Source organism: Amycolatopsis sp. MtRt-6 (genome assembly GCF_017308975.1).
Lineage (GTDB): Bacteria > Actinomycetota > Actinomycetes > Mycobacteriales > Pseudonocardiaceae > Amycolatopsis.
Map to the genome: position 1 here is coordinate 134,833 of NZ_JADWPD010000011.1, position 24,916 is coordinate 159,748.

Here is a 24,916-nt window from a genome sequence, read left to right on the forward strand (position 1 = left end):
CCATGAGCGAGACTTGCGACGTCGCCCACGGCACGGCCCCGGCCGACCCGGGGGTGCGCACCCTGGTGGCGGTGTTCGCCTCGCCGGTTTCCCGGTTCCTGCTGAAGTTCGCGAAGGACCTCGGCTACCACGTCGCGCTGTACGAGCCCGACCCCGCGCGCGTCACCGACGTCCCCGAGGGCTTCGACGCGGACACGGTCCTGCCGCCGCTCGACGCCGCCACGGACGTGGTCGTCACCGACCACCACCGGCCGGAGCTGGGCGCGGTGCTGAAGGCGGCACTCGAAGGCGAGCCGCGGTGGGTGGGGGTGCTCGGCAACCCGCGTCACGCCGGCCCGCACGTGGCCGCCCTGCGGGGACTCGGCGTGCCCGACGCCGACATCGCCCGCGTGCACCGCCCGGTCGGGCTCAACATCGGTTCCCGCACCCCGCCGGAGATCGCCCTGGCCACGCTGGCCGGTCTCCTCGCCGACCGCAACAACCGCCCCGGCGGCTTCGACTTCACCCCGTGACCCGCGTGATCGGAGCCGTGACTCGCGTGATTGAAGCCGTGACTCGCGTGATCGGGGCCGTTCCGCCTCGAAGCACGCGAGTCACGGGCTCGATCACGCGAGATCCGGCTTAGTGCACGGCCATTCCCTCCGGCATCGGCTCGAAGCGGGCGTGGCGGCGGGTGAACGTGGCAGTGCCCGAAGTCATCGAGCGCAGGTCGATCAGGTACCGCACCAGTTCCGTCGCCGGGACTTCCGCGCGGATCACCGTCCGGCCGCCTTCGCCCGCTTCGGTGCCCAGCACCCGGCCGCGGCGGGACGACAGGTCGCCGAGGACCGTGCCGAGGTGCTCGTCCGGGAGGCGGATCGCCACCTCCTCCAGGGGTTCCAGCATCGTGATGTGCCCGTTCGCCGCGGCCTCGCGCAGGGCGAGCGCGCCCGCCGTCTGGAACGCCGCGTCCGACGAATCCACGCTGTGCGCCTTGCCGTCGACCAGGGTCACCTTGACGTCGACCACCGGGTGGCCATCGGCCAGGCCGCGTGCCAGCTGGGCCCGCACGCCCTTCTCCACGCTGGGGATGAACTGGTGCGGCACCGCGCCGCCGACGACCTTGTCCACGAACTCGAACCCGCTGCCGCGCGGCAGCGGCTCGACCTCGATGTCGCAGACGGCGAACTGGCCGTGCCCGCCGGACTGTTTCACGTGCCGCCCGTGGCCCTTGGCCGGCTTGCTGAACGTCGAGCGCAGGCTGACCTTCACCGGTTCGGTGTCGACGTCGGCGCCGCCCGCGCGCAGCCGCGAGAGCACGACGTCGGCGTGGGCCTCGCCCATGCACCACAGGACCAGCTGGCCGGTCTCGGCGTTGCGGTCCAGCCGCAGCGTCGGGTCGCCCGCGACCAGGCGCGAGAGGTTGCGGGCCAGCGTGTCCTCGTCGCTGCGGGTCTTCGCGACGACCGCCACCGGCAGCAGCGGCTCCGGCATCGCCCACGGCTCCATGAGCAGTGGGTCGTCGGGGGAGGAGACGGTGTCGCCGGTTTCCGCCGAGCCGACCTTCGTCAGCGCGCAGAGGTCGCCCGCGACGCAGTAGGGCACTTCCCGCAGGGCGGAGCCGAGCGGCGAATACAGGTGGGCGACGCGCTCGTCGGCGTCGTGGTCCTCGTGACCGCGCTCGGCGAGGCCGTGGCCGGACACGTGCACCGGCCGCTCCGGCCGCAGCGTGCCGGAGAACACCCGGACGAGTGATACCCGGCCGACGTAGGAGTCCACCGCCGTCCGGACGACCTCCGCGGCGAGGGGGCCCGCGGGGTCGGCGGTGATCGCGGCGTGCTCGCCGCCGTCCGGCGTGGTGACGTCGGGTGGCCGGTGCTCCAGCGGGGAGGGGAACGCCCGGACGATGCCGTCGAGCACCTCGGCCAGCCCGATCCCGCTGGTCGAGCACACCGGGATGACGGGGTGGAAGGACCCGCGCGCGACCGCGGTCTCCAGGTCGGCGATGAGGGTCGCCTCGGCGATCTCCTCGCCGGCGAGGTAGCGGTCCATCAGGGACTCGTCCTCGCTCTCGGCGATGATCCCTTCGATCAGCTCGTTGCGGGCCTCGGCCAGCCGCTCCAGGTCGGCCGCGGCGGGCTCGCCGATCTTCGGCGGGTGCCCGCCGGAGTAGTCGAAGTACCGCTGGGTGATGAGCCCGACCAGGCCGTCGGCCGCGGGGAGGTACAGCGGCAGTACCCCGGCGCCGAACGCGGCCTGGCAGGCGGCGATCTCGGCCATCGCGTCGGCCCGGTGGTGGTCGAGCCGGGAGACGACGACCGCGCGCGGCATCCCGACCGCGGCGCACTCCTCCCACACCGCGACCGTCGAGGCGTCGACGCCTTCGGCGGCGGAGACGACGAACAGCGCCGCGTCGGCCGCCCGCAGCCCGGCCCGCAGCTCCCCGACGAAGTCGGCGTACCCGGGCGTGTCGATCAGGTTGATCTTGTGGCCCTGGTGCAGCACCGGGGCGACCGAGAGGCCGACCGAGCGCTGCTGGCGGACCGCCGCCGGGTCGTGGTCGCACACCGTCGTGCCGTCGACCACCGAGCCCGCCCGCGGCACCGTGCCGGAGACGGCGAGCAGGGCCTCGGCGAGCGTGGTCTTCCCGGACCCCGCCGGCCCGACGAGCACGACGTTGCGGACCTTGGCGGGGTCGTCCACAGCGACGGCGGCCCCGGTGTCGGCGTGCTTGGCTTGTTTGTCTGCCATGACGACTCCTCGGCGAACGGCTGGTGTACGGGATGTGTCCTCGATCACACACCCGCTACCCTGGTCACGGCAAGGCAAGGCCCCCGGGACCAGCCGAATGCCCGGGGGAAGTGCGGCGCGGGGGAGCGGTATGGACAGGCGGGCGTTCTTGCGGATTTCCGGCGCGGTGCCGGTGGCGGGCCTGGCGGGGTGGCCCCCGCCGGACGACTGGGAGCGGCTCCGGAAACGGCTTTCGGGGCCGCTGTTCCGGCCGGGCGACCCCGGCTACCCGGAGGCCAAGCAGGGCTTCTTCACCATGTACGACCACCGGATGCCGGCCGCGGTCGTGGGCGCGGCGCGCGTCGAGGACGTCCAGGCCGCGGTGGGGTTCGCCGCCCGGCGCCGGCTGCCGGTCGCCGCGCGCAGCGGCGGGCACAGCTACCCCGGCTATTCCACTGTGGACGGCGGCATCGTGGTGGACCTGAGCCGGTTTTCCGGCATCGACGTGCGCCCGGACGGCCGCGCGGTGATCGGCGCGGGCGCCCGGCTGGGGCCGATCGCGACGACGCTGGCCGCGCACGGCCGGGTCCTGCCCGCCGGCTCGTGCGAAACCGTCGGCATCGCCGGGCTCGCCCTCGGCGGCGGCGTCGGCCTGGTCGACCGGAAGCACGGACTGACGTGCGACCACCTGGAGGCGGCGCGGATCGTCACCGCCGACGGCCACGTGCGCACGGTGTCCCCGGCGGCGGAGCCGGACCTGTTCTGGGCGCTGCGCGGCGGGGGCGGTGGCAACTTCGGGATCGTCACCGGCTTCACCTTCCGGACCGTGCCCATCGCCGACGTCGTCACCTTCAAGCTCGTCTTCCCGCCGGGCACCCAGGCCGCGCTGCTGGCCGGGTGGCAGGAGTGGCTGCCGGGGATGCCCGACGAGCTGTGGTCGGGGGTGTATCTCGACGCGGGAGCCGCCGAAACCAGCGGGACGTTCCTCGGCACCGAAGCCCGGCTCAAGGCGTTGCTCGACGACCTCGTCCGCCGCGTGGGCACCCCGCCGGCCGGCCGGGAGGCGCGGCGCACCGACCACCTGAGCGCGCTGCGGTCGTTCGACGACCACGAGACCCGGCCCGGCGTCGTCGCGAACCGGGCGGCGTACGTCGGCACCTCGCGCATGCTGCGGCGGCCGGTGACCGACCCGGCCGCCGTCGTCGAGGTGCTGACCCGGGCGCCCCGCGTCGGCACGCTCATCGACTCCGCCGGCGGCGCGATCGCCCGCGTCGGCGCCCGCGAGACGGCCTTTCCACACCGCTCAGCCCTGGCGAGCTTCCAGTTCCTGCACGGCGCGACGCCCGAAGACGGCGGCGAAGCCGAAGCGCGGCGCGCGCTGGCCGCCGTGCGCGACGGGCTGGGGCCGGAGTTCGGCACCACCGGGTACGTCAACTACCTCGACCCGGACATGCCGGACTGGGCGCGGGCGTACTACGGGGTGAATCTGCCGCGGCTGCGCGCGATCGCCCGGAAGTATGACCCGCGCGGGCTTTTCGCCTTCCCACAAGGGCTTTCCGGGCCCCGCTCGACTGTCCAAAGGGGAGAGTCCTAGACTGCGCCGGACCCGGCCGGCAGGAGGCAGCAGTGCTCGACCTGGCATTCTCCACCGAGGACCTGGCGCACACCCGGTTCGCGTTCTCCCCGGCCTGGGAGGTCGTCGCGAGCGTCCGCGTCCTGAACTCCCCGGGACAGCACGCGCTGCACCTGCCGTGGATCAAGCGCGCCACCGCGGCGCTGGCCGAGGCCGGCCTCGACATCGGGCTGCTGCGCGACCTCGTCCCGCTGCGGCACCTGCCCGGGTTCCTGGCCGGCACGCCGTCGACGCCGCTGCCCGACCTGGCCGACGAGCTCGCCGACCTGCGGGACGTGCCCGCCCGCCTGGTCCGGCGCGAACTGGACGCGATGGCCGGGCCGCGCTCGCCCGCGCTGACCCGCTTCCACCGCGAGCCCGAGGCGGGCCTCGAACGGCTCGCGACGCTGATGGAGCAGTACTGGCAGCTCGTGCTGGCCCCGGACTGGCCCCGGATCCGCGCGCTGCTCGAGGCCGACGTGCTGTACCGGTCCCGGCTGCTGGCCCAGGGCGGGGCCGCCGAGCTGTTCAACGACCTCACGCCGCTGGTCCGCTGGCAGGGCGGCACGCTCACGGTGGCGCACCGGCACCTGCACGCCGCCGTCCCGCTCGACGGACGCGGTCTCGTGCTCGTGCCCTCGGCGTTCGTCTGGCCGCGTGTCTTCTCCAAGACCGACACGCGCTGGCAGCCGGTGCTGCGCTACCCGCCGCGTGGGATCGCCACGCTGTGGGAGACCGGCACGGCCACGGCGCCCGGCGCGCTTGCCGCCGTGGTGGGCCGCGGCCGGGCGATGCTGCTGGCCGAGCTGGCCGCACCGGCGTCCACCGCGGAGCTGGCCCGGCGGACCGGGCTGAGCGCCGGCGCGGTGTCGCAGCACCTGGGCGTACTCCATGCTGCGGGCCTGGTCAACCGGCATCGTGCCGGACGTCACGTGCTCTACGTGCGCACTTCGCTCGCGGAATCCCTGGTCGCGGGCACCGGCGAAGTGGACTGCTGAGATACCCGCGTACTGGCCTGCTTGAAGGGGCCACCGCCGACCTACCCTCGGACTCGTCCACCCCCGAACCGTGTCGAAAGGCCTCGTCGTGTCCGAGCAGCAGCCCACTCCCTCCAGCGGCACCGTCCAGTCCGTCACCGGCACCGCCAAGGTGAAGCGCGGCATGGCCGAGATGCTCAAGGGCGGCGTCATCATGGACGTGGTCACCGCCGAGCAGGCCAAGATCGCCGAGGACGCCGGCGCGGTCGCGGTGATGGCCCTCGAACGCGTGCCCGCCGACATCCGTGCCCAGGGTGGCGTCGCCCGGATGAGCGACCCGGACCTGATCGACGGCATCATCGAGGCCGTCTCGATCCCGGTGATGGCCAAGGCCCGCATCGGCCACTTCGTCGAGGCGCAGGTCCTGCAGTCCCTCGGCGTCGACTACGTCGACGAGTCCGAGGTCCTGACCCCGGCCGACTACGCCAACCACATCGACAAGTGGGCCTTCACCGTGCCCTTCGTCTGCGGCGCGACCAACCTCGGCGAGGCCCTGCGCCGGATCACCGAGGGCGCGGCGATGATCCGCTCCAAGGGCGAGGCCGGCACCGGCGACGTCTCCAACGCCACCACGCACATGCGGCAGATCCGCGCCGAGATCCGTCGCCTCACGTCGTTGCCGGAGGACGAGCTGTTCGTCGCGGCGAAGGAGCTGCAGGCGCCGTACGAGCTGGTGCGCGAGGTCGCGGCCAACGGCAAGCTCCCGGTCGTGCTGTTCACCGCGGGCGGCATCGCGACCCCGGCCGACGCGGCGATGATGATGCAGCTCGGCGCCGAGGGCGTGTTCGTCGGCTCGGGCATCTTCAAGTCCGGCAACCCGGCCCAGCGCGCCGAGGCGATCGTCAAGGCGACGACGTTCTACGACGACCCGGACGTCCTGGCCAAGGTCTCGCGCGGCCTGGGCGAGGCGATGGTCGGCATCAACGTCGAGGAGCTGCCGGAACCGCACCGCCTCGCCGAGCGCGGCTGGTAAGGCGGCTTCGGTCGATCGAGGCCCCGTGAACGTCTGCTCACGGGGCCTCCCCGCGTCTTGCGTCTGACCCGGGTCCGTGCGGAATGGGAAATCCGCGGCTGTTCGCCGGTCTCGCCCTGCTGCACCTGACGCCGCCGGCACTCCTCTCGGACGCGAGGCTGCCCAGGACGAGGCCGCGCGGGTGGCGGCGGACGAGGTCGCGGATCGGGATCCTGGCCACCGCGCCGTCCCGCTTGACGCGCTCGAACTCGGGCGTGTCCCGCAGCCGGGAAGGGACCAGGAAGCCGACGACCACCAGCACGACGCTGATCAGGAACGGAATGCGCCAGCCGTAGGCGAGCAGGCCGTCGTCGGCCATCCCGGACCCGGGGAGGAACGCCAGGTTCGACGTCAGCACGCCGATCGGCACGCCAAACTGCGCGAAGCTGCCGTAGAGCGCCTTGCGCCGCGGCGACGCGTTCTCGGTGGCGATGAGGATCGCGCCGCCCCACTCGCCGCCGACGCCGAAGCCCTGGACCAGCCGGAGTACCACGAGCAGGCTCGGCGCCGCGAGACCGATCGAGGCGTAGGTCGGCAGTACGCCGATCAGCCTTGCAGCCGGTCCGGTCGCCGAAGTGCCCGATCACCGCGGTGGGGGAGGTCCTGGGGTAGAAGAGTGTGCCGAAGACCAGGGCGGCGGCAGTGCCGAGGATCTAGTAGTCGTACCACTCGATGGACGTGCCGACGATGCTGGCGGCGAAGATCCCCTTCCGCGACTGCTTCGCCGGAACCGGTCCTGAAGCGATGGACGCCTCCCGCTCGGTGTCGGTCCCCGGGAAGACCGCCCGGCCCGATCTCGTCGAGCCGCCGGCCTTCGCCGCGATCGCGGAGCTGCGGTGCAGGAGAAAAAGTATTCCGAGGCGCCCGGTCCGGCGGCAACACGTGCGCGGCAAGATACGTCAGCCGGCCGTCTTTCAGCGGCCCAGCGGCGCGGTGAACTGCTTGTCCGAGGACGCCTGAAGCGTGCAGACGGCGTGGAACTTCCCGGCCAGCCAGGCCTTCGAGTCCGGGTAGAACACCCCGAGTTCGGCCTCGACCGGCGGCGTGTGGCCCGGCCCGAACTTCGCGGCGCGACGCAACTCGCAGCCGGTCTTCGCCTGGTCCTCGAGGTAGTCCTCGCCGGGGTACTCGCCCTTGAGGTAGCCCTTCAGCGGCACGGTGTCGAACGCCTCGCCGTCGTGCGGCTGGGCGCAGTCGGCCTTCGTCGCGTCCAGGCCGTACCCGTCCGGGGTGTTGTAGCACTCGCCGACCTTGAGTCCCACGATCGTGGGAGTCGTCCCGGTCGTCCTGGCCTTGTCGGCGATGTAGATGACGCCGATGGTCAGCCCGCCCGCCCACAGCAGGCTCAGCACGATGCCGGCGATGGCCCGGCCGCGCCCCGCCTGCCCGGTCCGGCCGATCTGGACCAGCGCGACGATCCCCAGGACCAGGCCGAGGACCAGGGAAAGGCCGCAGAGGCCCAGGATGCCGAGGATCAGCGAGGCGGTCGCGAACCCGTTCGTGCCCGTCGGTTTCGGCGGAGCCTGCACCCCGGGCATCCACTGCGGCGGGTTCGGCGGGTACTGCTCGGACATGGTCCCCCCCTGCGTGATCGACATCGAGCGATGGCCAGTATGGACAAATATGGGGGAAAGTGTCACATCGGGTTAGACCATCCGGCAGAATGGCCCCGACACGGGCGGGCGAGGACCGGAGGCGCTGTGCAGGGGCGGGACGTGGTCGTGGCCGGGCGGACGACCGAGATGTGGGAGCGGCTCTTCCAGCCGACCGAGCGGTGGGGCTGGGAGTTCGTGAAGCCCGTGCCCGCGGCGGTCAGCCCGGAGGCGAGCACCCCGCCGATCGCGGAACAGGTGTACGCGCCGCAGGACTACCAGCTGCGGGAAAAGCGCAGCAAGCGAGCGTGGATCGGGCTGCTCGGCTACGTCGTGCTGGCCTTCGTGGTGGCGCTGATGGCGGCCGGCATGGTGCAGGCGGTCGCGAAGCAGGTCCCCGCCGCCGTCGAGGTGACGGGCTGGGTCGTGCTGGGCATCGGCGTCCTGCTGGCGGTCTGGAACCTCCTCCGCACGCGGCGCCGGTTCAGCGTGATGAAGCGGGACTACACCACCCGGTACAACGGCGCCGTCGAACGCTACAACCAGGCGTACACGTCGTGGCAGCAGCGCGTCGCCGAGCACGACCGGCGCGAGGCGCAGCGGGTGGCGTCGGAGATGCGCTGGTACCCGGTCCAGCTGACCTCGCGCCCGGCCCGGATCGACGTCTTCGGCGGTACCGAGGACGGCTGGGCGAGCCTGCTCATGACCGTCGGGTCGACGCAGCTCGCCGCCGGTTCGTCGGTGTTCCTGCTCGACTTCACCGACCTCGCGGTGGGGGACAACCTCGCCGTCGCGGCCGCGGGCAAGGGCTACGCCGTCGCCGTCCAGGAGCTGCCGCGCGACCTGGCCGAGCTCGGCATCATCGCCGACCTCGACGCGACGGAGCTGGCCGAGGTGATCGCCGAGACCATGCACACGATGAACCGCACGCAGTTCGGCGCGGACCTGCGCGGCCTGCACATCGACCTGCTCACCGCCGTCGGCGAGCGGCTGAGCGGCCCGCCCACCTTCGCCAAGCTGGTCGCCGGGCTGCAGGTGTTCCGCCGGGTCTACGACGCGGGCTCGGACGACACCCTCTCGCCGGACGAGGTGCGCAACCTCAACTCCTATGTGGACACCGTCGGCAGCACCGAGCAGACCCGGAACGAGCTCCAGGCGCTCGAAGGCGAGCTGCGCGGGCTGGCCAGGGCGGAACGCGCCGCGGAGACGCAGACGACGGCGGGGTTCCGCGCGCTGTGGCCGGTGCGCGGGTACTCCGTCGTCGCGACCAGGTCCAAGACCGGCCGGCACCGCCGGCTCGTCGAGCACATCGTCTTCCACCGCACGCTCCAGGAGCTGCACACCCGCGAGCCGACCGGCCGCGAGACGCTGATCGTCGCGGGTGCCGACCAGATCGGCCTCGAATCGCTCGAGGCCATGGCACGCCAGGCACGCCGCGCGGGCGTCCGGCTGATCTTCCTCGTCCAGCACCTGCGCGACGACATGCAGAAGCTGCTCGGCGCCGCCGGCACCGTCACGCTGCTGATGCAGCTCGGCAACGGCGACGAGGCGGCGACCGCGGCGGAGTTCATCGGCCGCGGGCACAAGTTCGAGCTGTCGCAGCTGACGCTCCAGGTCGGACGGACGCTGACCCACGGCACGTCGTCGACCGAGGGCGGATCCGTGGGCGTGCAACGGTCCCGTGGCTACACCTACGGCGGGTCGTCCGGCGGATCGACGGGGCCCGGTGGCTCGAGTTCGAGCTCGAGCAGCTCGTGGAGCACCACCAACACCACGACCCACAGCCGGGAACAGAACTGGTCGGAGACGGTCTCGCAGTCCGAGGCCGACTCCCAGAACCGGGGCGTGACCGCGGCCCGCGTGTACGAGTTCGAGGTCGAGCCGACCGCCCTGCAGGGGCTCGCGCCGACGGCGTACGTGATGGTCGAGAACGGGGTGTCGGGCCGGCGGGTGCTGACCGGCGACTGCAATCCGGGCACCGTGCTGCTCGACCGGGTCGCCGATCGCCCCCGCATCGGCTGAGGCCCGCCGTGCTGGAAGGGTTCGCGTTCCACGACCTGCTGGCCGTCCCGCGCGGCGACGACCTCGCGGCGGGGGTGGACCGGCCCGACGAAACCGGCGGACGTTCCCCGGCGCAGTTGTTCGCCGCGCTTTCCGCGGCGCACGCCGACCTGCGGTTCCGCGGCCCGGACGCGGCCTTCGCCGTGGCGTGGGAGCGCCCGGCGGGCAGCCGCGCGCTGCGTGTCCTGGTCGGGGGCCGCCCGCACTCTCCCGTCGCCCGCGTCAACGGGGGCGGGGTCGTCCCGGTGCTGTACCCACCGGGCGGGCTCGGCCGGGCGGCGGACACCGCGGAACTCGCGGACCGGTGGGCGGCGCTGCCGTCCTGGACGCGCTGCGCGGGCGGCTCGGATCCACTGTGGACACCCCAGTCCGGCGCCGAGGCGCCCGGCCGGGGCGGGTTCGACGACTACGTCGCCCACATGCCCGGCGCGTTCGCCTGGCTGGTCGTGGCGGAACCCGTGGGTGCCGAAGCGATCGAACGCGAGCTGCTCGGGCTGGAGACCACGATGCCGCGGCTGCGGCAGCGGGAGAACTCCGAGCCGGACCGGATCGCCCTGCTGCGCGCGGAAGGCCGGTACCGGGAGCTGTCGCGCGCCCAGCCGGCGGGCCTGTGGAGCGTGCACGTCCTCGTCGGCGGCCCGGACGAGGCGGCGACCCGCGCGGCGGCCGCGTTGCTGTGCAGCGCCAGCGACCTCGACGCGCTGCCCTACGTGCTGACGCCGGGCACTGACTGCGCCGGGTTCGCCGAAGTCTGGGACAAGCCGCTCGAGAACGGCACCCTGAGCTCGCCGTTCCGGGCGACCGGCGAGCTCGTCGCCGCGGTCGCCCGGCCGCCGAGGCGGGAGCTGCCGGGCATCCGGATGACCGAGCCGCCGCTGTTCGACGTCACCCCCGAATTCGACGGCGACGTCCCGCTGGGCACGGTGCTCGACGACGCCGACCAGCCGGTCGGGGAGTTCGGCGTCGCGCTGGACACGCTCAACCGGCACACGTTCGTCGCCGGGGCCACCGGCTCGGGCAAGTCCCAGACCGTGCGGCACCTCCTGGAGGGGCTGCACCGCGCCGGGGTGCCGTGGCTGGTGATCGAGCCCGCGAAGGCCGAGTACGCCGCGATGGCGGGACGGCTCGGCGACGGCGGGCCGGTCACGGTGATCCGGCCCGGCGACCCCACGGCGTACCCCGGCGGGCTGAACCCCCTGGAACCCGTCGCGGGCTTCCCGCTGCAGACGCACCTGGACCTCGTCCGCGCGCTGTTCCTGGCCGCGTTCGACGCCGACGAGCCGTTTCCGCAGGTCCTGGCGCAGGCCTTGACCCGGTGTTACACCGACCAGGGCTGGGACACGGTGACCGGGCAGGTGCGCGGCCGGGTGGGGCCGGTGAAGTACCCGAGCCTCGGCGACCTGCAGGCGACCGCGATCGAGGTGGTCAAGGGCATCGGCTACGGCAAGGAGGTCGCCGACAACGTCCGCGGCTTCGTCGACGTCCGGATCGGCTCGCTGCGGCTGGGCACGCCCGGCCGGTTCTTCGAGGGCGGGCACCCGCTGGACGTCGCGGCGCTGCTGCGGGGCAATGTCGTGCTGGAGATCGAGGACATCGGCTCCGACGCCGACAAGGCGTTCTTCATCGGGGCGGTGCTGATCCGGCTGTTCGAGCACCTGCGCGTCCACCACCGGCACGGCTCGCGCGGGCTGAAGCACGTGCTGGTGCTGGAGGAGGCGCACCGGCTGCTGAAGCGCGCCGAGCCGGGCAGCCCGGCCGAGCACGCGGTGGAGCTGTTCACGTCGCTGCTGGCGGAGATCCGCGCGTACGGCGAGGGAATCGTGGTCGCCGAGCAGATTCCGGGCAAGATCGTGCCGGACGTCATCAAGAACACCGCGTGCAAGATCCTGCACCGGCTGCCCGCCGAGGACGACCGGCTGGCCGTCGGCGCGACGATGAACCTGAGCGAGGCCCAGTCCCGCCACGTCGTGACGTTGCCGCCGGGCCGCGCCGCGGTGTTCACCGACGGCATGGACCGGCCACTGCGGTTGCTGATGCCGCTGAACGAAGCTGCCGAGGACACCACGCGGGTTTCGAAGTCGCCGCCGGTGCTCGCGCGCCGGAGTGCCGCTTGTGGACGGTTGTGCGCGGCATCGCCGTGCACGCTGGGCCGGATCGGCGACGCCGCGCACCGGGCGGACAACGATCCGAAGCTGGTGCTGTGGCTGGAACTGCTGACGGTCTCGCACATCACCGGCCGCCGGGCACCCGAGCCGGACCAGGCGTGGATCGCGTCGCTGCGGCGTTCGTTCGACGAGCAGACGCTGGAATGCGCGGTGGCGCACCGCATCCAGGCCGCGGTCGACGCGCGCTACGCGGGCATCGCGGAGTACAACGCGCCCGGCGAGTTCGTCGCACACCTGGCCGGCAGTGCGACGCGCACGCTGAACGGCGAGCCTGGTTGCGCCTTCCCGGAAGTCCGGTGGCAGGCAGGCACTTACCGCTGGTTCGACGTCAAGCGCGCCTTGAAACCCCGAGGTGGCTCGGACGACGCACCGCACCCCGCGACGGAATCGTGGGCCGCGCGCGGCCTGGTTCTGGCCGGGCGCACCCGGGCCGAGCAGCTGGCGGAGCTGCTCGACCGCCCCGAATGCTGGCGCGACGACGACGCAACGGTCCTCGGCACGGTGCGGCCGACGTTGATCGACACGGCGGTCCGGAAGCTCAGCCGGGAGACCGACCCGGCGAAGCGGCTGCTGCACGCGGCCGGGTTCCTGAACCTTCCCAACAGCTGGGCGGTGGCGGTGCTCAAAGTGGCGGGGAGGGACTGATGCGGGAAACCGGCGGCTCGGCGGCGGTCACTCCGATCGCGCGGGACGCGTACGAGAACCGGGGGCGAGAATGAGCGAGACGAGCGAAACACCGGAGCGTCCCGAACCCGCGGATGAGGGCGACGACCCGGGCCAGGGCGCCGGAGAGCCGGAATCGGCCGACCGGAGCGGCCCGCAGGAAGCCGACGACGAGGACGATGCGCCTTCCCCGGAGTCCGATGCTTCCGAGGAGACGCCGCTGCCGGACGAGCAGGAAGACGACAACGTCGATTCACCGCCGGCCGCCGATAACCAGCAGGACGGCGAGCCTCCCACCGCGGGACCCCAGGAAGCGGAGGACGAGGGCGACGGCTCGGACCACGAGGTTCCTGCAGCCGAAGGCGAGGAAACCGGCGATACGGAGGGCACGGAGGTCGAGGGCGCGGAGACTGCGAGCGCGGAGGCTGAGGCTGCGGAGACCGCGAGCGCGGAGACTGAGGCTGCGGAGACCGCGAGCGCGGAGACCGAAGCCGCGGAAACCGCGAGCGCGGAAGCCGACGACACGGAAACCGACGACGCGCAGACCGATGCGGACGACGCGGCTCAGGAGAACGCACAAAACCCGGAGGCGGCCGACAACCAGCCTCCGCCCGAGGACCACGAACTCGAGCTGGAGCTGAAGCCGCGGGAGCCGGGATGGGATGGCAACTGGTCGTCCCCGGAGTCGAAGCCGCAAAGCGAGCAGCCCGTCGCGCAGCAGGAAACCGTGGTCACCACTGAGACCGAGCCGAGCGGTGAGGCCGCCGGGCAACAAGCCGAGCAGCAAACCGAGCGCCAAGCAGACCAACAAGCCGAGCAGCAAACCGAGCGGCAAGCCGACCAACAAGCCGAGCGGCAAGCCGACCAACAAGCAGACCAACAAGCCGAGCAGCGAGGGCCCGAGGCGCCCAACCCCTACCGCGGCGAGTTCGACCCCAAGACCGGCGAACTGGAACTCGACCGGGACGCTCCCGGCAAGCCCACGGAAGCCCAGCGTGAGCACGAGGCCGGAGACGCCGTCGCCGGGCCGTGGAACACGGACTTCGACAACAGTGAGGTCGTCGCGCGGTACGAGGACGGGGACGGCTGGGAGGTCGGCCCCGATACGCCCGCCGAACGCGAACAGCGGATGGAAGACCTGGCCGAAAAGCTCAAGGGCGAGCAGACGGTCGCGGAGCGGCTCGCCGAAGACGGGGCCGATCTCGCCGAGCCGGCCGTCAAGCTCTGGGAGGCCGCGCAGGCCAAGAACGAAGCCCAAGCCGAAGCCAAGGCGGACCCGGCGCACGAACACACCGTCACCACCGAGGACCACCCACACTTCGAGCCGGCCGAGTCGCAGGCCTCCACCCCGGACATGATCGGCTCCGTGGCCATGACCGGGGTGGCGCTGGCGGCCATGGCGCGGCAGTGGCTCGCCGATCGGCGCGGCGGCGCGACCGCCCCCGACGAAGACGACGGGTGAGCCGCTAACCCTCGGGGTAGAAGAGGAACAGCGTGCAACCGGTAGCGCTGGCGGGCACGTGCCAGGATCCGGCCGGGGCGTGCAGGAACGTCCCGGCCGGATGACTGCCGGCGCCGTCGTCGAAGGTGCCCGCTACCACGTAGACCTCCTCCGGACCGGGCTCGTGCACGTCCCGGTGCGGCCACGACGTGCCGGGGTCCATCTCCAGGACGTGGGCGTGGGCGCCGTTCGCACCCGTCCACAGTGGACGCAGCCGGATGCCGGGGAACAGCTCCCGGACGGGAGCGTCGGCGACGGACACGGACGTGTAGCCCTCTTGGGCGAGGATCTCCGGGTGCATGACTTCACCGTGCCGGGCGCCGCCGCGGCGGGACAGTGTCCGAAAAGACGCCGTGGGGTACATTCCTGCCATGCATCGCGTGGTGGCCCTCGTCCGGCCGGTGCAGTCGACGTTCGAGCTCGGCATCGCCGCCGAGGTGTTCGGCACCGCGCGGGCCGGGATCCCGCGGCACTACGAGTTCGAGGTGTGCGCCGAGACGCCGGGTCCGGTGCCGACGACGGCCGGGTACGCGATGGCCGTGCCGCACGGCCTCGAGGCGCTGGAGACCGCGGACACCGTGCTCGTCCCGGGCTGGGCGTCGGTGGAGGCGCCGCTGCCCGCCCGCGTGCGGCGGGCGCTGCTCGCGGCGCACGCGCGTGGCGCACGGCTCGTCACGATCTGCTCGGGGGTCTTCGCGCTCGCCCGCACCGGGCTGTTGGACGGCCGCTCGGCGACGACGCACTGGGCGCGGGCCGCGCAGCTCCGGCGGGAGTTCCCGGAGGTCAGCGTGGAACCGGACGTCCTCTACGTCGACCACGGCGACGTCGCCACGAGTGCCGGGGCCGGCGCCGGCTTCGATCTGTGCCTGCACCTCGTCCGGAAGGACCACGGAGCGGCGTACGCGGCCCTGCTCGCGCGGCACATGGTGCTGCCGCCGCACCGCGAAGGCGGGCAGGCGCAGTACGCGCCGCCGCCCGGCGCGGACGACGACCTCGACGGCCTCCTGGAGTGGGCCGGTGCCCGCCTCGGCACGCCGTTGCCGGTGGGTGAGCTGGCCGCGCGGCTCAACGTCTCCCCGCGCACGCTGGCCCGGCGCTTCGCCGACCGGCTCGGGACGAGTCCGGGCGCGTGGCTGCTGGCCCGCCGGGTGGCGGCGGCGCGCACGCTGCTGGAGGAGACGGACCTGCCGGTGGAGGCGGTCGCGGCCCGCGTCGGCCTGGTCTCGGCGGTCAACCTGCGCCGCCGGTTCCGCGAGCGCGTGGGCACCACGCCGGGCGCTTACCGGCGGGCGTTCCGGGCTCCCTAGATGTACTCGGAGATCTCGACGCCGTACGTCCCCGGCTCGAGGGCCTCGAAGATGTGCGGGACGTCGCCGGGGTAGCAGATGTAGTCCCCGGGCAGGAGCTCCTCCGGGTCGTCCATGACGCCGACGCGGGCCCGGCCCGCGCACAGCACGATGTGCTCGACCACGCCGGTCATGTGCGGGTCGGAGCGCCGGGGCGTGCCCGGCTCGCCGCGGACGACGTAGATGTCGCGGCGGGCGCCGGTGGGGCAGGCCGACAGCAGCGTGCACGCGTAGTCGGCGTGTTCGGCGAACACCGTCGGTCCCTTGCCCGCGCGGACCACCCGGACCTTCGGCCGCTCCGGTTCGACCAGCCGGGAAAAGGGTACGTCGAGGGCGACGCCGAGGGCCCACAGCGTCTCGACGCTCGGGTTGCCGGTGCCCGACTCGAGCTGCGAGAGCGTCGACTTGGCCAGGCCGGCGCGCCGAGCGACCTCGGTGAGGGACAGCCCCGCGCGGGTGCGTTCGCGGCGCAGGGAGGCCGCGATGATCTCCAGCGGTGCCCCGCCGGCTTCCTGGGACATACCTGTTCGCTCCATCGGTCTTCTCGTTCGCCTTGACGAACACGGGGCTGTGCGTTCACTCTAGAACACATGCGTTCGATATGGCGAACACTCGATCGTGGCCTCGCCCGTGACATCGGCCTGGTCTGTCTCGCCGATTGTCTCGTGGGGGTCTCCTACGGCGCCATCGCGGTGAGCTCGGGCTTCCCGCTGTGGCTGCCGATGCTGATGTCGGTGCTGGTCTTCGCGGGAGCGTCCCAGTTCATGTTCATCGGCATCGTGGCGGCGGGCGGCAACCCGTTCGCGGCCGTGCTGGCCGGGCTGCTGGCCAACGCCCGCCACCTGCCCTTCGGCTTCGCGATCGGCGACGTCCTGGGCAAGCGGTGGGCGGCCCGGCTCGCGGGCAGCCACCTGATGATCGACGAATCGGTGGCGTTCGCGCTGGCCCAGCAGGAGGCACACCGCCGCCGCGCGGCCTACTGGGCGTGCGGGATCGGCCTGTTCGCCTGCTGGAACCTCGGCGTGGTCGCCGGCGCGTTCGCCGGGACGGCGATCAGCGACACGGACGCGTTCGGCCTGGACGCGGCGTTCCCGGCGGTCCTGCTGGCGCTGGTGCTGCCGTCGCTGCGCGACAAGGCGGCCCGGCTGCCGGTGCTGATCGGGGTGCTGGTCGCGCTGGCCGCGACGCCGTTCCTGCCGGCCGGGCTGCCGGTGCTGCTGGCGCTGGCGGGCGTGCTGGCCGGGGTGTTCGCGAAGGAGCCGGAACCGGCGGAGGCGCGCTGATGGACGGGACGGAACTGCTGGTCGCCACGGCGGTGCTGGCGCTCGGGACGTTCGCGTTCCGGTTCGCGGGGCCGGCGTTGCGCAGCCGGGTGAAGCCGACACCGAAGGCGGAGCGGCTGATGGCGCTGGCGGCGGTGGTGCTGCTGGCGGCGCTGGTCGCGGTGAGCGCGCTGACCGAGGGGCACGGGTTCGCGGGGATCGCCCGGCCGGCCGGGGTCCTGGTCGCCGGGGTGCTGGCCTGGCGGAAGGCCCCGTTCGCGCTGGTGGTCGTCGCGGCCGCGGCGACGGCGGCGCTGCTGAGGCTGGCCGGCGTCCCCTGACGGCCCGCGCCCGGCTCGGCTTGACGTGCGGAAAGGGGCATTACGCGTGATCGGAGGGGCATCATGCGTGATCAGGCGGGCATCACGCGTGATCGGAGGGGTTCTGACCTGCCGGTAAGCTGCCTGGCCGGTACGTCTAGGCTGGTGGGAAGGTCTTTCGGGAGGTCGGGTGTCGTCGGAACCACTCATCGGGGTGCTCGCCATGCAGGGTGCCGTGCGCGAGCACGTCGCCATGCTGGCCGAAGCCGGCGCGCGGGCCGTGCCGGTGCGGCGCGCCGCTGAGCTGTCCGAAGTGGACGGTCTGGTGCTGCCCGGTGGCGAGTCCACCACCATGTCGCGGCTGCTGGAGAGCTTCGAACTGCTGGAACCCCTCAAAGCGCGGATCGCCGGCGGGCTGCCCGCCTTCGGCTCCTGCGCCGGGATGATCCTGCTCGCCCGGCAGACCCTCGACGGGCGGCCCGACCAGCAGCAGCTCGGCGGGCTCGACGTCGTCGTCCGGCGGAACGCCTTCGGCAGGCAGGTCGACTCCTTCGAGGCCGACCTGGACTTCGCCGGGGTCGACGGACCGGTGCACGCCGTCTTCATCCGCGCTCCCTGGGTCGAGAAGGCCGGTGACGGCGTCGAGGTGCTGGCCACCGTCAGCGGCGTGCCCGGCGTCGGGGAGGACACCGCTAGGATCGTCGCGGTCCGGCAAGGGGCGGTGCTGGCGACCGCGTTCCACCCGGAACTCACGCCCGACGTGCGGGTGCACCGGCTGTTCGTCGACCTCGTGCGAAAGGCTGCCTGAGACGCGGTGCCCGGCCGGGGTACGGAACAGATGGAGGAGAGATGAGCGGCCACTCCAAGTGGGCCACCACGAAACACAAGAAGGCCAACCTCGACGCGAAGCGCGGCAAGCTCTTCGCGCGGTTGATCAAGAACATCGAGGTGGCCGCCCGCACGGGCACCGGTGGTGGCGACCCGGACGGCAACCCCACGCTCTACGACGCCATCCAGAAGGCGAAGAAGAACTCGGTCCCGCAGGACAACATCGAGCGCGCCCGCAAGCGCGGCGCCGGTGAAGAGGCCGGTGGCGCCGACTGGCAGACCATCACCTACGAGGGCTACGGCCCGAACGGCGTCGCCGTCCTGATCGAGTGCCTCACCGACAACCGCAACCGCGCGGCGTCGGAGGTCCGCACCGCGCTGACCCGCAACGGCGGCTCGCTCGCCGACCCCGGCTCGGTGGCCTACCTGTTCAACCGCAAGGGCGTCGTGCTGATGCCCAAGGGCGACGCGGCCGAGGACGACGTCCTCATGGCGGTCCTCGACGCCGGTGCCGAAGAGGTCAACGACCTCGGCGAGAGCTTCGAAATCGTGTCCGAGGCGACCGACCTGGTGCCGGTCCGCAAGGCGCTGCAGGACGCCGGCTTCGAATACGAGTCGGCCGACCTGACGTTCCTGCCCTCGGTGAGCGTCCCGCTCGACGCCGACGGCGCGAAGAAGGTCTTCAAGCTCATCGACGCCCTCGAAGACTGCGACGACGTCCAGAACGTCTTCGCCAACTTCGACGTCTCCGACGAGGTGCTCGCCGAAGTCGGCTGACGGGGTCCAGAACGTCTTCGCACTGCGTAGCATTCCACGTCTCCGACGAGGTGCTCGCCGAAGTCGGCTGAGTTTTGCTGCGCCGTTTCCCTTGCGCCGCAACGCTTTCGTGCCCGGGCCGGAAATTTCCGGCCCGGGCACTGGGCTGTGGCGGGCCCGTCAGGCAGAATGTGCGCCGTGACCTCGACGACCCCCGCCGCAGCCGCCGACATCACCGCCGAACTCTCCGCGGAAGAACTGCGCCTCATCGAATGGATCGAGGGGCAGGCGAAGGAACGCGGCAACGCCGTCATCAACGTCGCCTCCGACGACGAAGGCGCCGGCTACTCCTTCACCGCTTGCGCGTGGGCGCTGCACAACGTGCCCGAGGCGGTCGTGGTCGGGCTGCCCGGCCAGATGGGGCAGGTGCTGCTCGACGCCTACGTCGACCGCGCCGCCAACGGCGAGATCTTCGAGGTCGGCAAGCGCTACGACGACTTCTTCGAGGGCGTCCCGGTGGTGCTCGAGCGCGTCAACAAGGGCCACTACCCGGAGTACTTCGGCACCGCGTTCCTGATCTACCCGGACGGCGACTTCCCGGCCCTGCAGCTGATCGTCGCGACGCCGGAGGGCAAGTTCCCCTGGCACCCGGACGCACCCGAGGGCTTCGACCGGTGGCAGCCGGTGCTGACCGAAAGCGGTGACCCCGAGAGCTGGACCCCCGGGGTCGACGGCCCCTAACGCGGTTCCTGGAACTTCCGCAGGTCGGCGGCCGCTTCCGGGTACCGCAGCGCCAGCTCGGCGGCAGGCGCGAACTCCACGCAGTCGTCGGTGTAGGGCGGCACGACGATCGTGCCCAGCAGGCTCCACTCGCCCCGCGTCACCGTCGCCTGCCAGGTCCCCGCGGGCACCACGACCTGCGGCCGTTCCCCGGCGGCGACGTCGGTGCCCAGCACCGGCCGCGCCACCGAGCCGTCCGGGTGCAGCAGCAGCATCTCCGCCGGCGCGCCCGCGTGGTGGACGTACACCTCGACGCGGTCCAGCCGGTGCGGCGCGGAGAACTCCGGCGCGACGAGCAGGTAGTAGATCGCGGATCCGTCGGGTGAACGCCAGCTCTGCGCCCACCGCCCGCCTTCGACGGGAAGCGGCTGAAGACCCAGGTGGGTGACGAAATCCGACGGCTGCGGCATGTCCTCCATCCTGCCGCAGACGCGCCCAGTAGCCTGCAAGCTCGAACTGATGTTCGCGGCGGGAGGAATGCGGGTGCGGGTGCTCGGGGTCGACCCCGGTCTGACCAGGTGCGGCCTGGGGGTGGTCGACGGCGGCAAGGGCCGGGCCGTCCGCTGCGTCGCCGTCGACGTCGTGCGGACGCCGGCGGACGCCGACCTGGCGCACCGGCTGCTCGGCATCTCCGACGAGGTCGAGCGCTGGATGGACCGGTACAAGCCGGCCGCGGTGGCGGTCGAGCGGGTCTTCGCCCAGCACAACGTCCGCACCGCGATGGGGACCGCGCAGGCCGGCGGGGTGGTCGCGCTCGCCGCCGCGCGCCGCGGGCTGCCCGTCGTCTTCCACACGCCGAGCGAAGTCAAGGCCGCCGTCAGCGGCTCGGGCCGGGCGGACAAGGCGCAGGTCACCGCCATGGTGATGCGCCTGCTCAACCTCGAGGTCGCGCCGAAGCCCGCGGACGCCGCCGACGCGCTCGCCCTCGCCATCTGCCACCTCTGGCGGGAGCCGATGCGGGCCCGGCTCGCCGAAGCCGAAGCCCGCGCGGCCGAAATGGCCCGCACGCATAAAGCCCGCCTCGCCGCGGCGGCGAAACAAGTCAAGAACCCAGGAGCAGCACGATGATCTCGTCGGTACGCGGAGAAGTCCTCTCGGTCGGTCTCGACCACGTCGTGGTCGAGGTCGGCGGGGTCGGCTTCGCCGTGCAGGCCACCCCGGCGACCCTGGCCACCCTGCGCCGCGGCGAAGAGGCCCGGCTGCACACCGCGCTGGTCGTGCGCGAGGACTCGCTGACGTTGTTCGGCTTCGCCGACGCCGACGCGCGCGAGCTGTTCGGGCTGCTGCAGACGGTCTCCGGCATCGGGCCGCGGCTCGCGCTGGCCACCCTCGCCGTGCTCGACCCCGACAAGCTGCGGGCCGCGCTGGTGGAAGGCAACATCACCGTGCTCACCTCGGTGCCCGGCATCGGCCGCAAGGGCGCCGAACGGCTCACCCTCGAACTGCGCGACAAGGTCACCGCGCTCGGTGGCGCCGGCGACGCGCCCGCCGTCACCGCGCCGGGCGCGCTGCGGGCCGAGGTTGTCGAGGCCCTCGCCGGGCTCGGCTTCCCGGCCAAGCAGGCCGAGCAGGCCGTGGACAAGGTCCTCGCCGACGGTGACGGCCACACCACGTCCAGCGTGCTGCGCGCCGCGCTGGCCACCCTCGGCCGGAAGCGGTAGGCCCGGCCGTGGAGTATGAGGCGGTGGACGAGGAAGAGGCCCTCTCGGCGTGGGCCCAGACCGGCGAGGAGAACGTCGAGGGCACCCTGCGCCCGCGCAAGCTCGACGAGTTCGTCGGCCAGCCGCGCGTGCGCGAGCAGCTGGAGCTGGTGCTGGAGAGCGCGCGCCGCCGTGGCGTGCCGCCCGACCACGTCCTGCTGTCCGGCCCGCCCGGGCTCGGCAAGACGTCCATGGCGATGATCGTCGCCGCCGAGCTGGGCGCGGCCATCCGGATCACCTCCGGCCCGGCCCTGGAACGCGCCGGCGACCTCGCCGCGATGCTGTCCAACCTCGCGCCCGGCGACGTCCTGTTCATCGACGAGATCCACCGGATCGCCCGGCCCGCGGAAGAGATGCTCTACCTGGCGATGGAGGACTTCCGGGTCGACGTCGTCGTCGGCAAGGGCCCGGGCGCCACCAGCATCCCCCTCGAGATCGCGCCGTTCACGCTGGTCGGGGCCACCACCCGGTCCGGCTCGCTGACCGGCCCGCTGCGCGACCGGTTCGGCTTCACCGGCCAGATGGAGTTCTACACCGATGCCGAGCTGGAGCTGGTCGTCCGCCGCGCCGCGACGATCCTCGACATCCCGATCGACCGCGACGGCTGCGCCGAGATCGCCCGCCGCTCGCGCGGCACGCCCCGGATCGCGAACCGGCTGCTGCGGCGCGTCCGCGACTACGCCGAGGTCCGCGCCGACGGCAAGGTGACCCGCGAGGTCGCCCGCGCCGCGCTGGCCGTCTACGACGTCGACGAGCTCGGTCTCGACCGCCTCGACCGGGCCGTGCTGACCGCGCTGACCAGGTCGTTCGGGGGCGGGCCCGTGGGCATCTCGACACTGGCGGTGGCCGTGGGGGAGGAGGCGACCACCGTGGAAGAGGTCTGCGAGCCGTACCTCGTGCGCGCCGGTATGCTCGCCCGCACCCCGCGTGGGCGCGTCGCTACCGCGGCCGCGTGGGAACACCTCGGCATGGTGCCGCCCGCGGACCTCCCGGGGCGCCCGGACCAGGGCGGGCCGTCGCTGTTCGAGCAGGACTGAGCGGCCCGTACCGGCGGGTGGGTGCTGGCGTCCGCGCTGGTACCTGGCACACTTGACCGGAGCACATACCCAAAAACCGGACATTTCGGCAGGGCCCGGGTGTCCGTCGAACGGAGAATCATGCAACAGCTATTGCTGCCCCTGCTGCTCGTGCTCGTCCTCGCCGTGCCGCTGGTGATGAGCACGCGTAAGCAGAAGAAGCAGCAGGCCGCGCAGCAGGAACTGCAGAGCAGCCTGGCGCCCGGTGACCGCGTGATGACCACGTCCGGTCTCTACGGCACCGTCGCCGACGCCTCCGGTGACACCACGATCGACATCGAGATCGCGCCCGGTGTCGTCACCACCTGGCTGCGGCTGGCCGTCCGCGAGAAGGTCGAGCCCGTCGTCGAGACCGACGAGGACTCCGCCGACGAGGTCGAGGAGACCGTCGAGGAGCCGAAGGCCGTCGAGGCGGCCTCCGTCAAGGACAGCGAGCCGCAGACCACCGCGCAGGTGGCGCCGCCGCTGGAGCACGGCAAGAAGTAAGCCCCCGCGGCACTCCTGGGCGGGGCCGGGAATCCCGACGAAAGTCGGTACGGCCTCGCACGCCGGGCTCACGCAGCACCGAGTAGTGTCTCGGTGCTGCGTGCGTGTCCGCCGTCATACCCGTGCCCGGGGGTGAATCGCACACAGTCCCTCCCGGTAACCCTCCGGGCGGGCACCGCAACGTTGGGGTCCACCCCGTCCGAGGAGACCGAAGCACCGTGGCAGCTTCAGCCGGGCATCTCCGCCCGGGACGCTATCTCGCCCTGTTCGCCCTGATCGTGATCGTCTTGTACGCGCTGGTGTTCCTCACCGGCAACCACAAGCCGACCCCGAAACTGGGTATCGACCTGCAGGGCGGCACCCGGGTCACGCTCACCGCCCGCACCCCCGACGGTGGCCAGCCGACCCGGGAGTCCCTGAACCAGGCGCGCCAGATCATCGAACGGCGCGTCAACGGGATCGGCGTCAGCGGCACCGAGGTCCTCCTCGACGGCAACAACGTCGTGATCACGGTCCCGGGCGAGCAGGGCGACCAGGCGAAGAACCTGGGCAAGACCGCGAAGCTCGGCTTCCGGAAGGTCGTCTCGAACGCCACCCAGCCGGTGGTGCCGCCGCAGCCGAACACGCCGCCGCCCGCCACGGGTACCCCGACCTCGGGCGCGCCGACCACGCCGACTTCGGGTGCGCCGAACAGCACGCCGCCGACGTCGAGCGCGCCGCCGACGGCAGGCGGGGGTGGCGGGGCCGCGGCCGCGCCGCAGCAGAACACCACGCCGGCCCCGCCGAGCAGCAGCACCCCGCCGCCGCCCGCGTCGACCCCGGCGCCGGCGCCCTCCGACGGCTCGGTGGACGCCAAGACCGCGCAGGAGATCCAGGCCGCCAAGGCGGTCCGGCAGAACCCGCAGCTGATCGGCGCCGACGGCCAGCCGAACCAGGAGCTCGTCGCCCAGGCGATGGCGTCGCTGACCTGCGCGCCGAACGCCAAGGACCCCCTCGAGGGCAACGACGACCCGAAGCTGCCGCTGGTCGCCTGCGGTGACAACGACACCTACAAGTACCTGCTGGAGCCGGAGTTCCTGCCGGGCACCGAGATCGCGGACTCGACCTCGGGCTACGACCAGCAGCGCGGCCAGTGGGTGGTGAACCTCAGCTTCAAGAGCGAGGGCACCAAGACCTGGGCCGACTTCACCTCGAAGAACACCGGCCAGCAGGCCGCGTTCGTGCTCGACACGCAGGTCGTCTCGGCGCCGAACATCCAGGTGGCCATCCTCGACGGCAACACCCAGATCACCGGCAAGTTCACCCAGACCGAGGCGAAGAACCTCTCGGACATCCTCAAGTACGGCTCGCTGCCGCTGTCGTTCGCGTCGTCGGACGCGACCACGGTGTCGGCGACCCTCGGCCTGGCGTCGCTGCAGGCGGGCCTGATCGCCGGCGGCATCGGCCTGCTGGTGGTCTTCGTCTACTGCCTGTTCTACTACCGGCTGCTCGGCGTGCTCACCATCCTGTCGCTGGCGTTGTCCTTCTCGCTGGTGTACGCGGTGCTGGTGCTGCTCGGCCGCTGGATCGGCTACACGCTGGACCTGGCGGGCGTCGCCGGCCTGATCATCGCCATCGGTATCACGGCGGACTCGTTCGTCATCTACTTCGAACGGCTCAAGGACGAAATCCGGGAGGGCCGGACGTTCCGGTCCGCGGTGCCGCGCGGCTGGGTCCGCGCCCGGCGCACCATCCTGGCGTCGGACGCGGTGAGCTTCCTGGCCGCGGCCATCCTGTACGTCATCGCGGTCGGCGACGTCCAGGGCTTCGCGTTCACCCTCGGCATGTCCACGGTCCTCGACCTCGTCGTCGTGTACCTGGTGACGCACCCGCTGGTCGCGCTGGTGTCCACGTCCAAGAACGCGTTCCTGTCCAATCCGAGGCACCTGGGCCTCGGTGCCGTGCAGCAAGTGGGTTCGCAGCGGAAGAAGTCGACCTCGGTCGGCCGCGCGAACGTGAAGGAGGCCTGAC

General features: G+C 72.5%; 25 protein-coding genes. 19 read left to right on the top strand and 6 right to left on the bottom strand.

The genetic code is table 11. The features are described from left to right. The first annotated feature begins 2 nt into the window (after window positions 1–2). On the top strand, window positions 3–512 hold the full coding sequence (locus tag I4Q55_RS20405) for an XdhC family protein (RefSeq protein ID WP_206789750.1): 510 nt from the start codon (window positions 3–5) through the stop codon (window positions 510–512). A 109-nt stretch (window positions 513–621) separates the two neighbouring features. Here the strand turns inward: I4Q55_RS20405 and I4Q55_RS20410 are convergent, their stop codons facing one another. Further along, window positions 622–2,730, bottom strand: a complete 2,109-nt coding sequence (locus tag I4Q55_RS20410; protein ID WP_206789751.1) for an elongation factor G-like protein EF-G2 — start codon at window positions 2,728–2,730, stop codon at window positions 622–624. Window positions 2,731–2,860: 130 nt separating this feature from the next. On the opposite strand from I4Q55_RS20410, the gene I4Q55_RS20415 reads away from it, so the two are divergent. The 3 genes from I4Q55_RS20415 (at window position 2,861) to pdxS (ending at window position 6,331) form a co-directional block, all read left to right on the top strand. Further along, the gene (locus tag I4Q55_RS20415; protein WP_206789752.1) at window positions 2,861–4,303 is read left to right on the top strand and encodes an FAD-binding oxidoreductase; all 1,443 of its coding nucleotides are present in this window, start codon (window positions 2,861–2,863) and stop codon (window positions 4,301–4,303) included. A 32-nt stretch (window positions 4,304–4,335) separates the two neighbouring features. After that, window positions 4,336–5,319 carry a DUF5937 family protein gene (locus I4Q55_RS20420; protein WP_206789753.1) on the top strand — a complete coding sequence of 328 codons (984 nt, stop codon included), beginning with the start codon at window positions 4,336–4,338 and terminating at the stop codon, window positions 5,317–5,319. An 88-nt stretch (window positions 5,320–5,407) separates the two neighbouring features. Further along, on the top strand, window positions 5,408–6,331 hold the full coding sequence (gene pdxS / locus I4Q55_RS20425; RefSeq protein ID WP_206789931.1) for a pyridoxal 5'-phosphate synthase lyase subunit PdxS: 924 nt from the start codon (window positions 5,408–5,410) through the stop codon (window positions 6,329–6,331). Window positions 6,332–6,368: 37 nt separating this feature from the next. Here pdxS and I4Q55_RS20430 read toward each other — a convergent pair whose 3' ends face one another. Beyond that, window positions 6,369–6,863, bottom strand: coding sequence for an MFS transporter (locus I4Q55_RS20430; protein WP_307793266.1), 495 nt, complete (start codon window positions 6,861–6,863; stop codon window positions 6,369–6,371). 179 nt (window positions 6,864–7,042) lie between these two features. Here I4Q55_RS20430 and I4Q55_RS20435 point away from each other — a divergent pair, with 179 nt between their 5' ends. Beyond that, window positions 7,043–7,330 (top strand): hypothetical protein, encoded by a 288-nt coding sequence (locus tag I4Q55_RS20435; RefSeq protein WP_206789943.1) that lies wholly within the window; start codon window positions 7,043–7,045, stop codon window positions 7,328–7,330. Here I4Q55_RS20435 and I4Q55_RS20440 read toward each other — a convergent pair. Next, window positions 7,285–7,944 carry a DUF4190 domain-containing protein gene (locus I4Q55_RS20440; protein WP_206789754.1) on the bottom strand — a complete coding sequence of 220 codons (660 nt, stop codon included), beginning with the start codon at window positions 7,942–7,944 and terminating at the stop codon, window positions 7,285–7,287. The two genes, I4Q55_RS20435 and I4Q55_RS20440, sit on opposite strands and share 46 nt — an antisense overlap. A gap of 126 nt (window positions 7,945–8,070) precedes the next feature. Here I4Q55_RS20440 and I4Q55_RS49250 point away from each other — a divergent pair, with 126 nt between their 5' ends. The 3 genes from I4Q55_RS49250 (at window position 8,071) to I4Q55_RS20450 (ending at window position 14,313) form a co-directional block, all read left to right on the top strand. Beyond that, complete coding sequence (locus I4Q55_RS49250) at window positions 8,071–9,984, top strand: hypothetical protein (RefSeq protein WP_242546366.1); 1,914 nt, start codon at window positions 8,071–8,073, stop codon at window positions 9,982–9,984. 8 nt (window positions 9,985–9,992) lie between these two features. Further along, window positions 9,993–12,833: a helicase HerA-like domain-containing protein gene (locus I4Q55_RS49255; RefSeq protein ID WP_307793267.1), complete on the top strand. Its 2,841-nt coding sequence runs from the start codon at window positions 9,993–9,995 to the stop codon at window positions 12,831–12,833. A gap of 70 nt (window positions 12,834–12,903) precedes the next feature. Further along, entirely contained in the window at window positions 12,904–14,313 is a 1,410-nt protein-coding gene (locus tag I4Q55_RS20450) for a hypothetical protein (RefSeq protein ID WP_206789756.1), read from the top strand. A 4-nt stretch (window positions 14,314–14,317) separates the two neighbouring features. Here the strand turns inward: I4Q55_RS20450 and I4Q55_RS20455 are convergent, their stop codons facing one another. Continuing rightward, window positions 14,318–14,653: a cupin domain-containing protein gene (locus tag I4Q55_RS20455; RefSeq protein ID WP_206789757.1), complete on the bottom strand. Its 336-nt coding sequence runs from the start codon at window positions 14,651–14,653 to the stop codon at window positions 14,318–14,320. A 70-nt stretch (window positions 14,654–14,723) separates the two neighbouring features. Between I4Q55_RS20455 and I4Q55_RS20460 the strand changes: the two genes are divergently transcribed. Beyond that, on the top strand, window positions 14,724–15,659 hold the full coding sequence (locus I4Q55_RS20460; RefSeq protein WP_206789758.1) for a GlxA family transcriptional regulator: 936 nt from the start codon (window positions 14,724–14,726) through the stop codon (window positions 15,657–15,659). Here I4Q55_RS20460 and I4Q55_RS20465 read toward each other — a convergent pair. Next, window positions 15,656–16,219, bottom strand: coding sequence for a helix-turn-helix domain-containing protein (locus I4Q55_RS20465; protein WP_206789759.1), 564 nt, complete (start codon window positions 16,217–16,219; stop codon window positions 15,656–15,658). The genes I4Q55_RS20460 and I4Q55_RS20465 overlap by 4 nt on opposite strands. 69 nt (window positions 16,220–16,288) lie before the next feature. On the opposite strand from I4Q55_RS20465, the gene I4Q55_RS20470 reads away from it, so the two are divergent. The 5 genes from I4Q55_RS20470 (at window position 16,289) to I4Q55_RS20490 (ending at window position 19,605) form a co-directional block, all read left to right on the top strand. Next, window positions 16,289–16,981 (top strand): AzlC family ABC transporter permease, encoded by a 693-nt coding sequence (locus I4Q55_RS20470; RefSeq protein WP_206789760.1) that lies wholly within the window; start codon window positions 16,289–16,291, stop codon window positions 16,979–16,981. Then, window positions 16,981–17,301, top strand: a complete 321-nt coding sequence (locus tag I4Q55_RS20475; protein WP_206789761.1) for an AzlD domain-containing protein — start codon at window positions 16,981–16,983, stop codon at window positions 17,299–17,301. The genes I4Q55_RS20470 and I4Q55_RS20475 overlap by 1 nt, the downstream gene beginning before the upstream one ends. A 169-nt stretch (window positions 17,302–17,470) precedes the next feature. Continuing rightward, on the top strand, window positions 17,471–18,088 hold the full coding sequence (gene pdxT / locus I4Q55_RS20480; protein WP_307793268.1) for a pyridoxal 5'-phosphate synthase glutaminase subunit PdxT: 618 nt from the start codon (window positions 17,471–17,473) through the stop codon (window positions 18,086–18,088). Window positions 18,089–18,129: 41 nt separating this feature from the next. After that, window positions 18,130–18,885: a YebC/PmpR family DNA-binding transcriptional regulator gene (locus I4Q55_RS20485; RefSeq protein WP_206789762.1), complete on the top strand. Its 756-nt coding sequence runs from the start codon at window positions 18,130–18,132 to the stop codon at window positions 18,883–18,885. A gap of 168 nt (window positions 18,886–19,053) precedes the next feature. Then, complete coding sequence (locus I4Q55_RS20490; protein WP_206789764.1) at window positions 19,054–19,605, top strand: DUF4262 domain-containing protein; 552 nt, start codon at window positions 19,054–19,056, stop codon at window positions 19,603–19,605. Here I4Q55_RS20490 and I4Q55_RS20495 read toward each other — a convergent pair. Beyond that, window positions 19,602–20,054 (bottom strand): cupin domain-containing protein, encoded by a 453-nt coding sequence (locus I4Q55_RS20495; protein WP_206789766.1) that lies wholly within the window; start codon window positions 20,052–20,054, stop codon window positions 19,602–19,604. The two genes, I4Q55_RS20490 and I4Q55_RS20495, sit on opposite strands and share 4 nt — an antisense overlap. Window positions 20,055–20,127: 73 nt before the next feature. Between I4Q55_RS20495 and ruvC the strand changes: the two genes are divergently transcribed. From ruvC to secD, 5 genes are all read left to right on the top strand, one after another. After that, a complete protein-coding gene (ruvC, locus tag I4Q55_RS20500) occupies window positions 20,128–20,712 on the top strand; it encodes a crossover junction endodeoxyribonuclease RuvC (RefSeq protein ID WP_206789935.1) in 585 nt (194 codons plus the stop codon). After that, window positions 20,709–21,305, top strand: coding sequence for a Holliday junction branch migration protein RuvA (ruvA, locus tag I4Q55_RS20505; RefSeq protein ID WP_191306392.1), 597 nt, complete (start codon window positions 20,709–20,711; stop codon window positions 21,303–21,305). The genes ruvC and ruvA overlap by 4 nt, the downstream gene beginning before the upstream one ends. An 8-nt stretch (window positions 21,306–21,313) precedes the next feature. Beyond that, a complete protein-coding gene (gene ruvB, locus I4Q55_RS20510; protein WP_206789768.1) occupies window positions 21,314–22,381 on the top strand; it encodes a Holliday junction branch migration DNA helicase RuvB in 1,068 nt (355 codons plus the stop codon). A gap of 120 nt (window positions 22,382–22,501) precedes the next feature. Continuing rightward, complete coding sequence (yajC, locus tag I4Q55_RS20515; protein ID WP_206789770.1) at window positions 22,502–22,906, top strand: preprotein translocase subunit YajC; 405 nt, start codon at window positions 22,502–22,504, stop codon at window positions 22,904–22,906. A gap of 218 nt (window positions 22,907–23,124) precedes the next feature. Beyond that, a complete protein-coding gene (secD, locus tag I4Q55_RS20520; protein WP_206789771.1) occupies window positions 23,125–24,915 on the top strand; it encodes a protein translocase subunit SecD in 1,791 nt (596 codons plus the stop codon). The last annotated feature ends 1 nt before the right edge of the window (window position 24,916 follow it).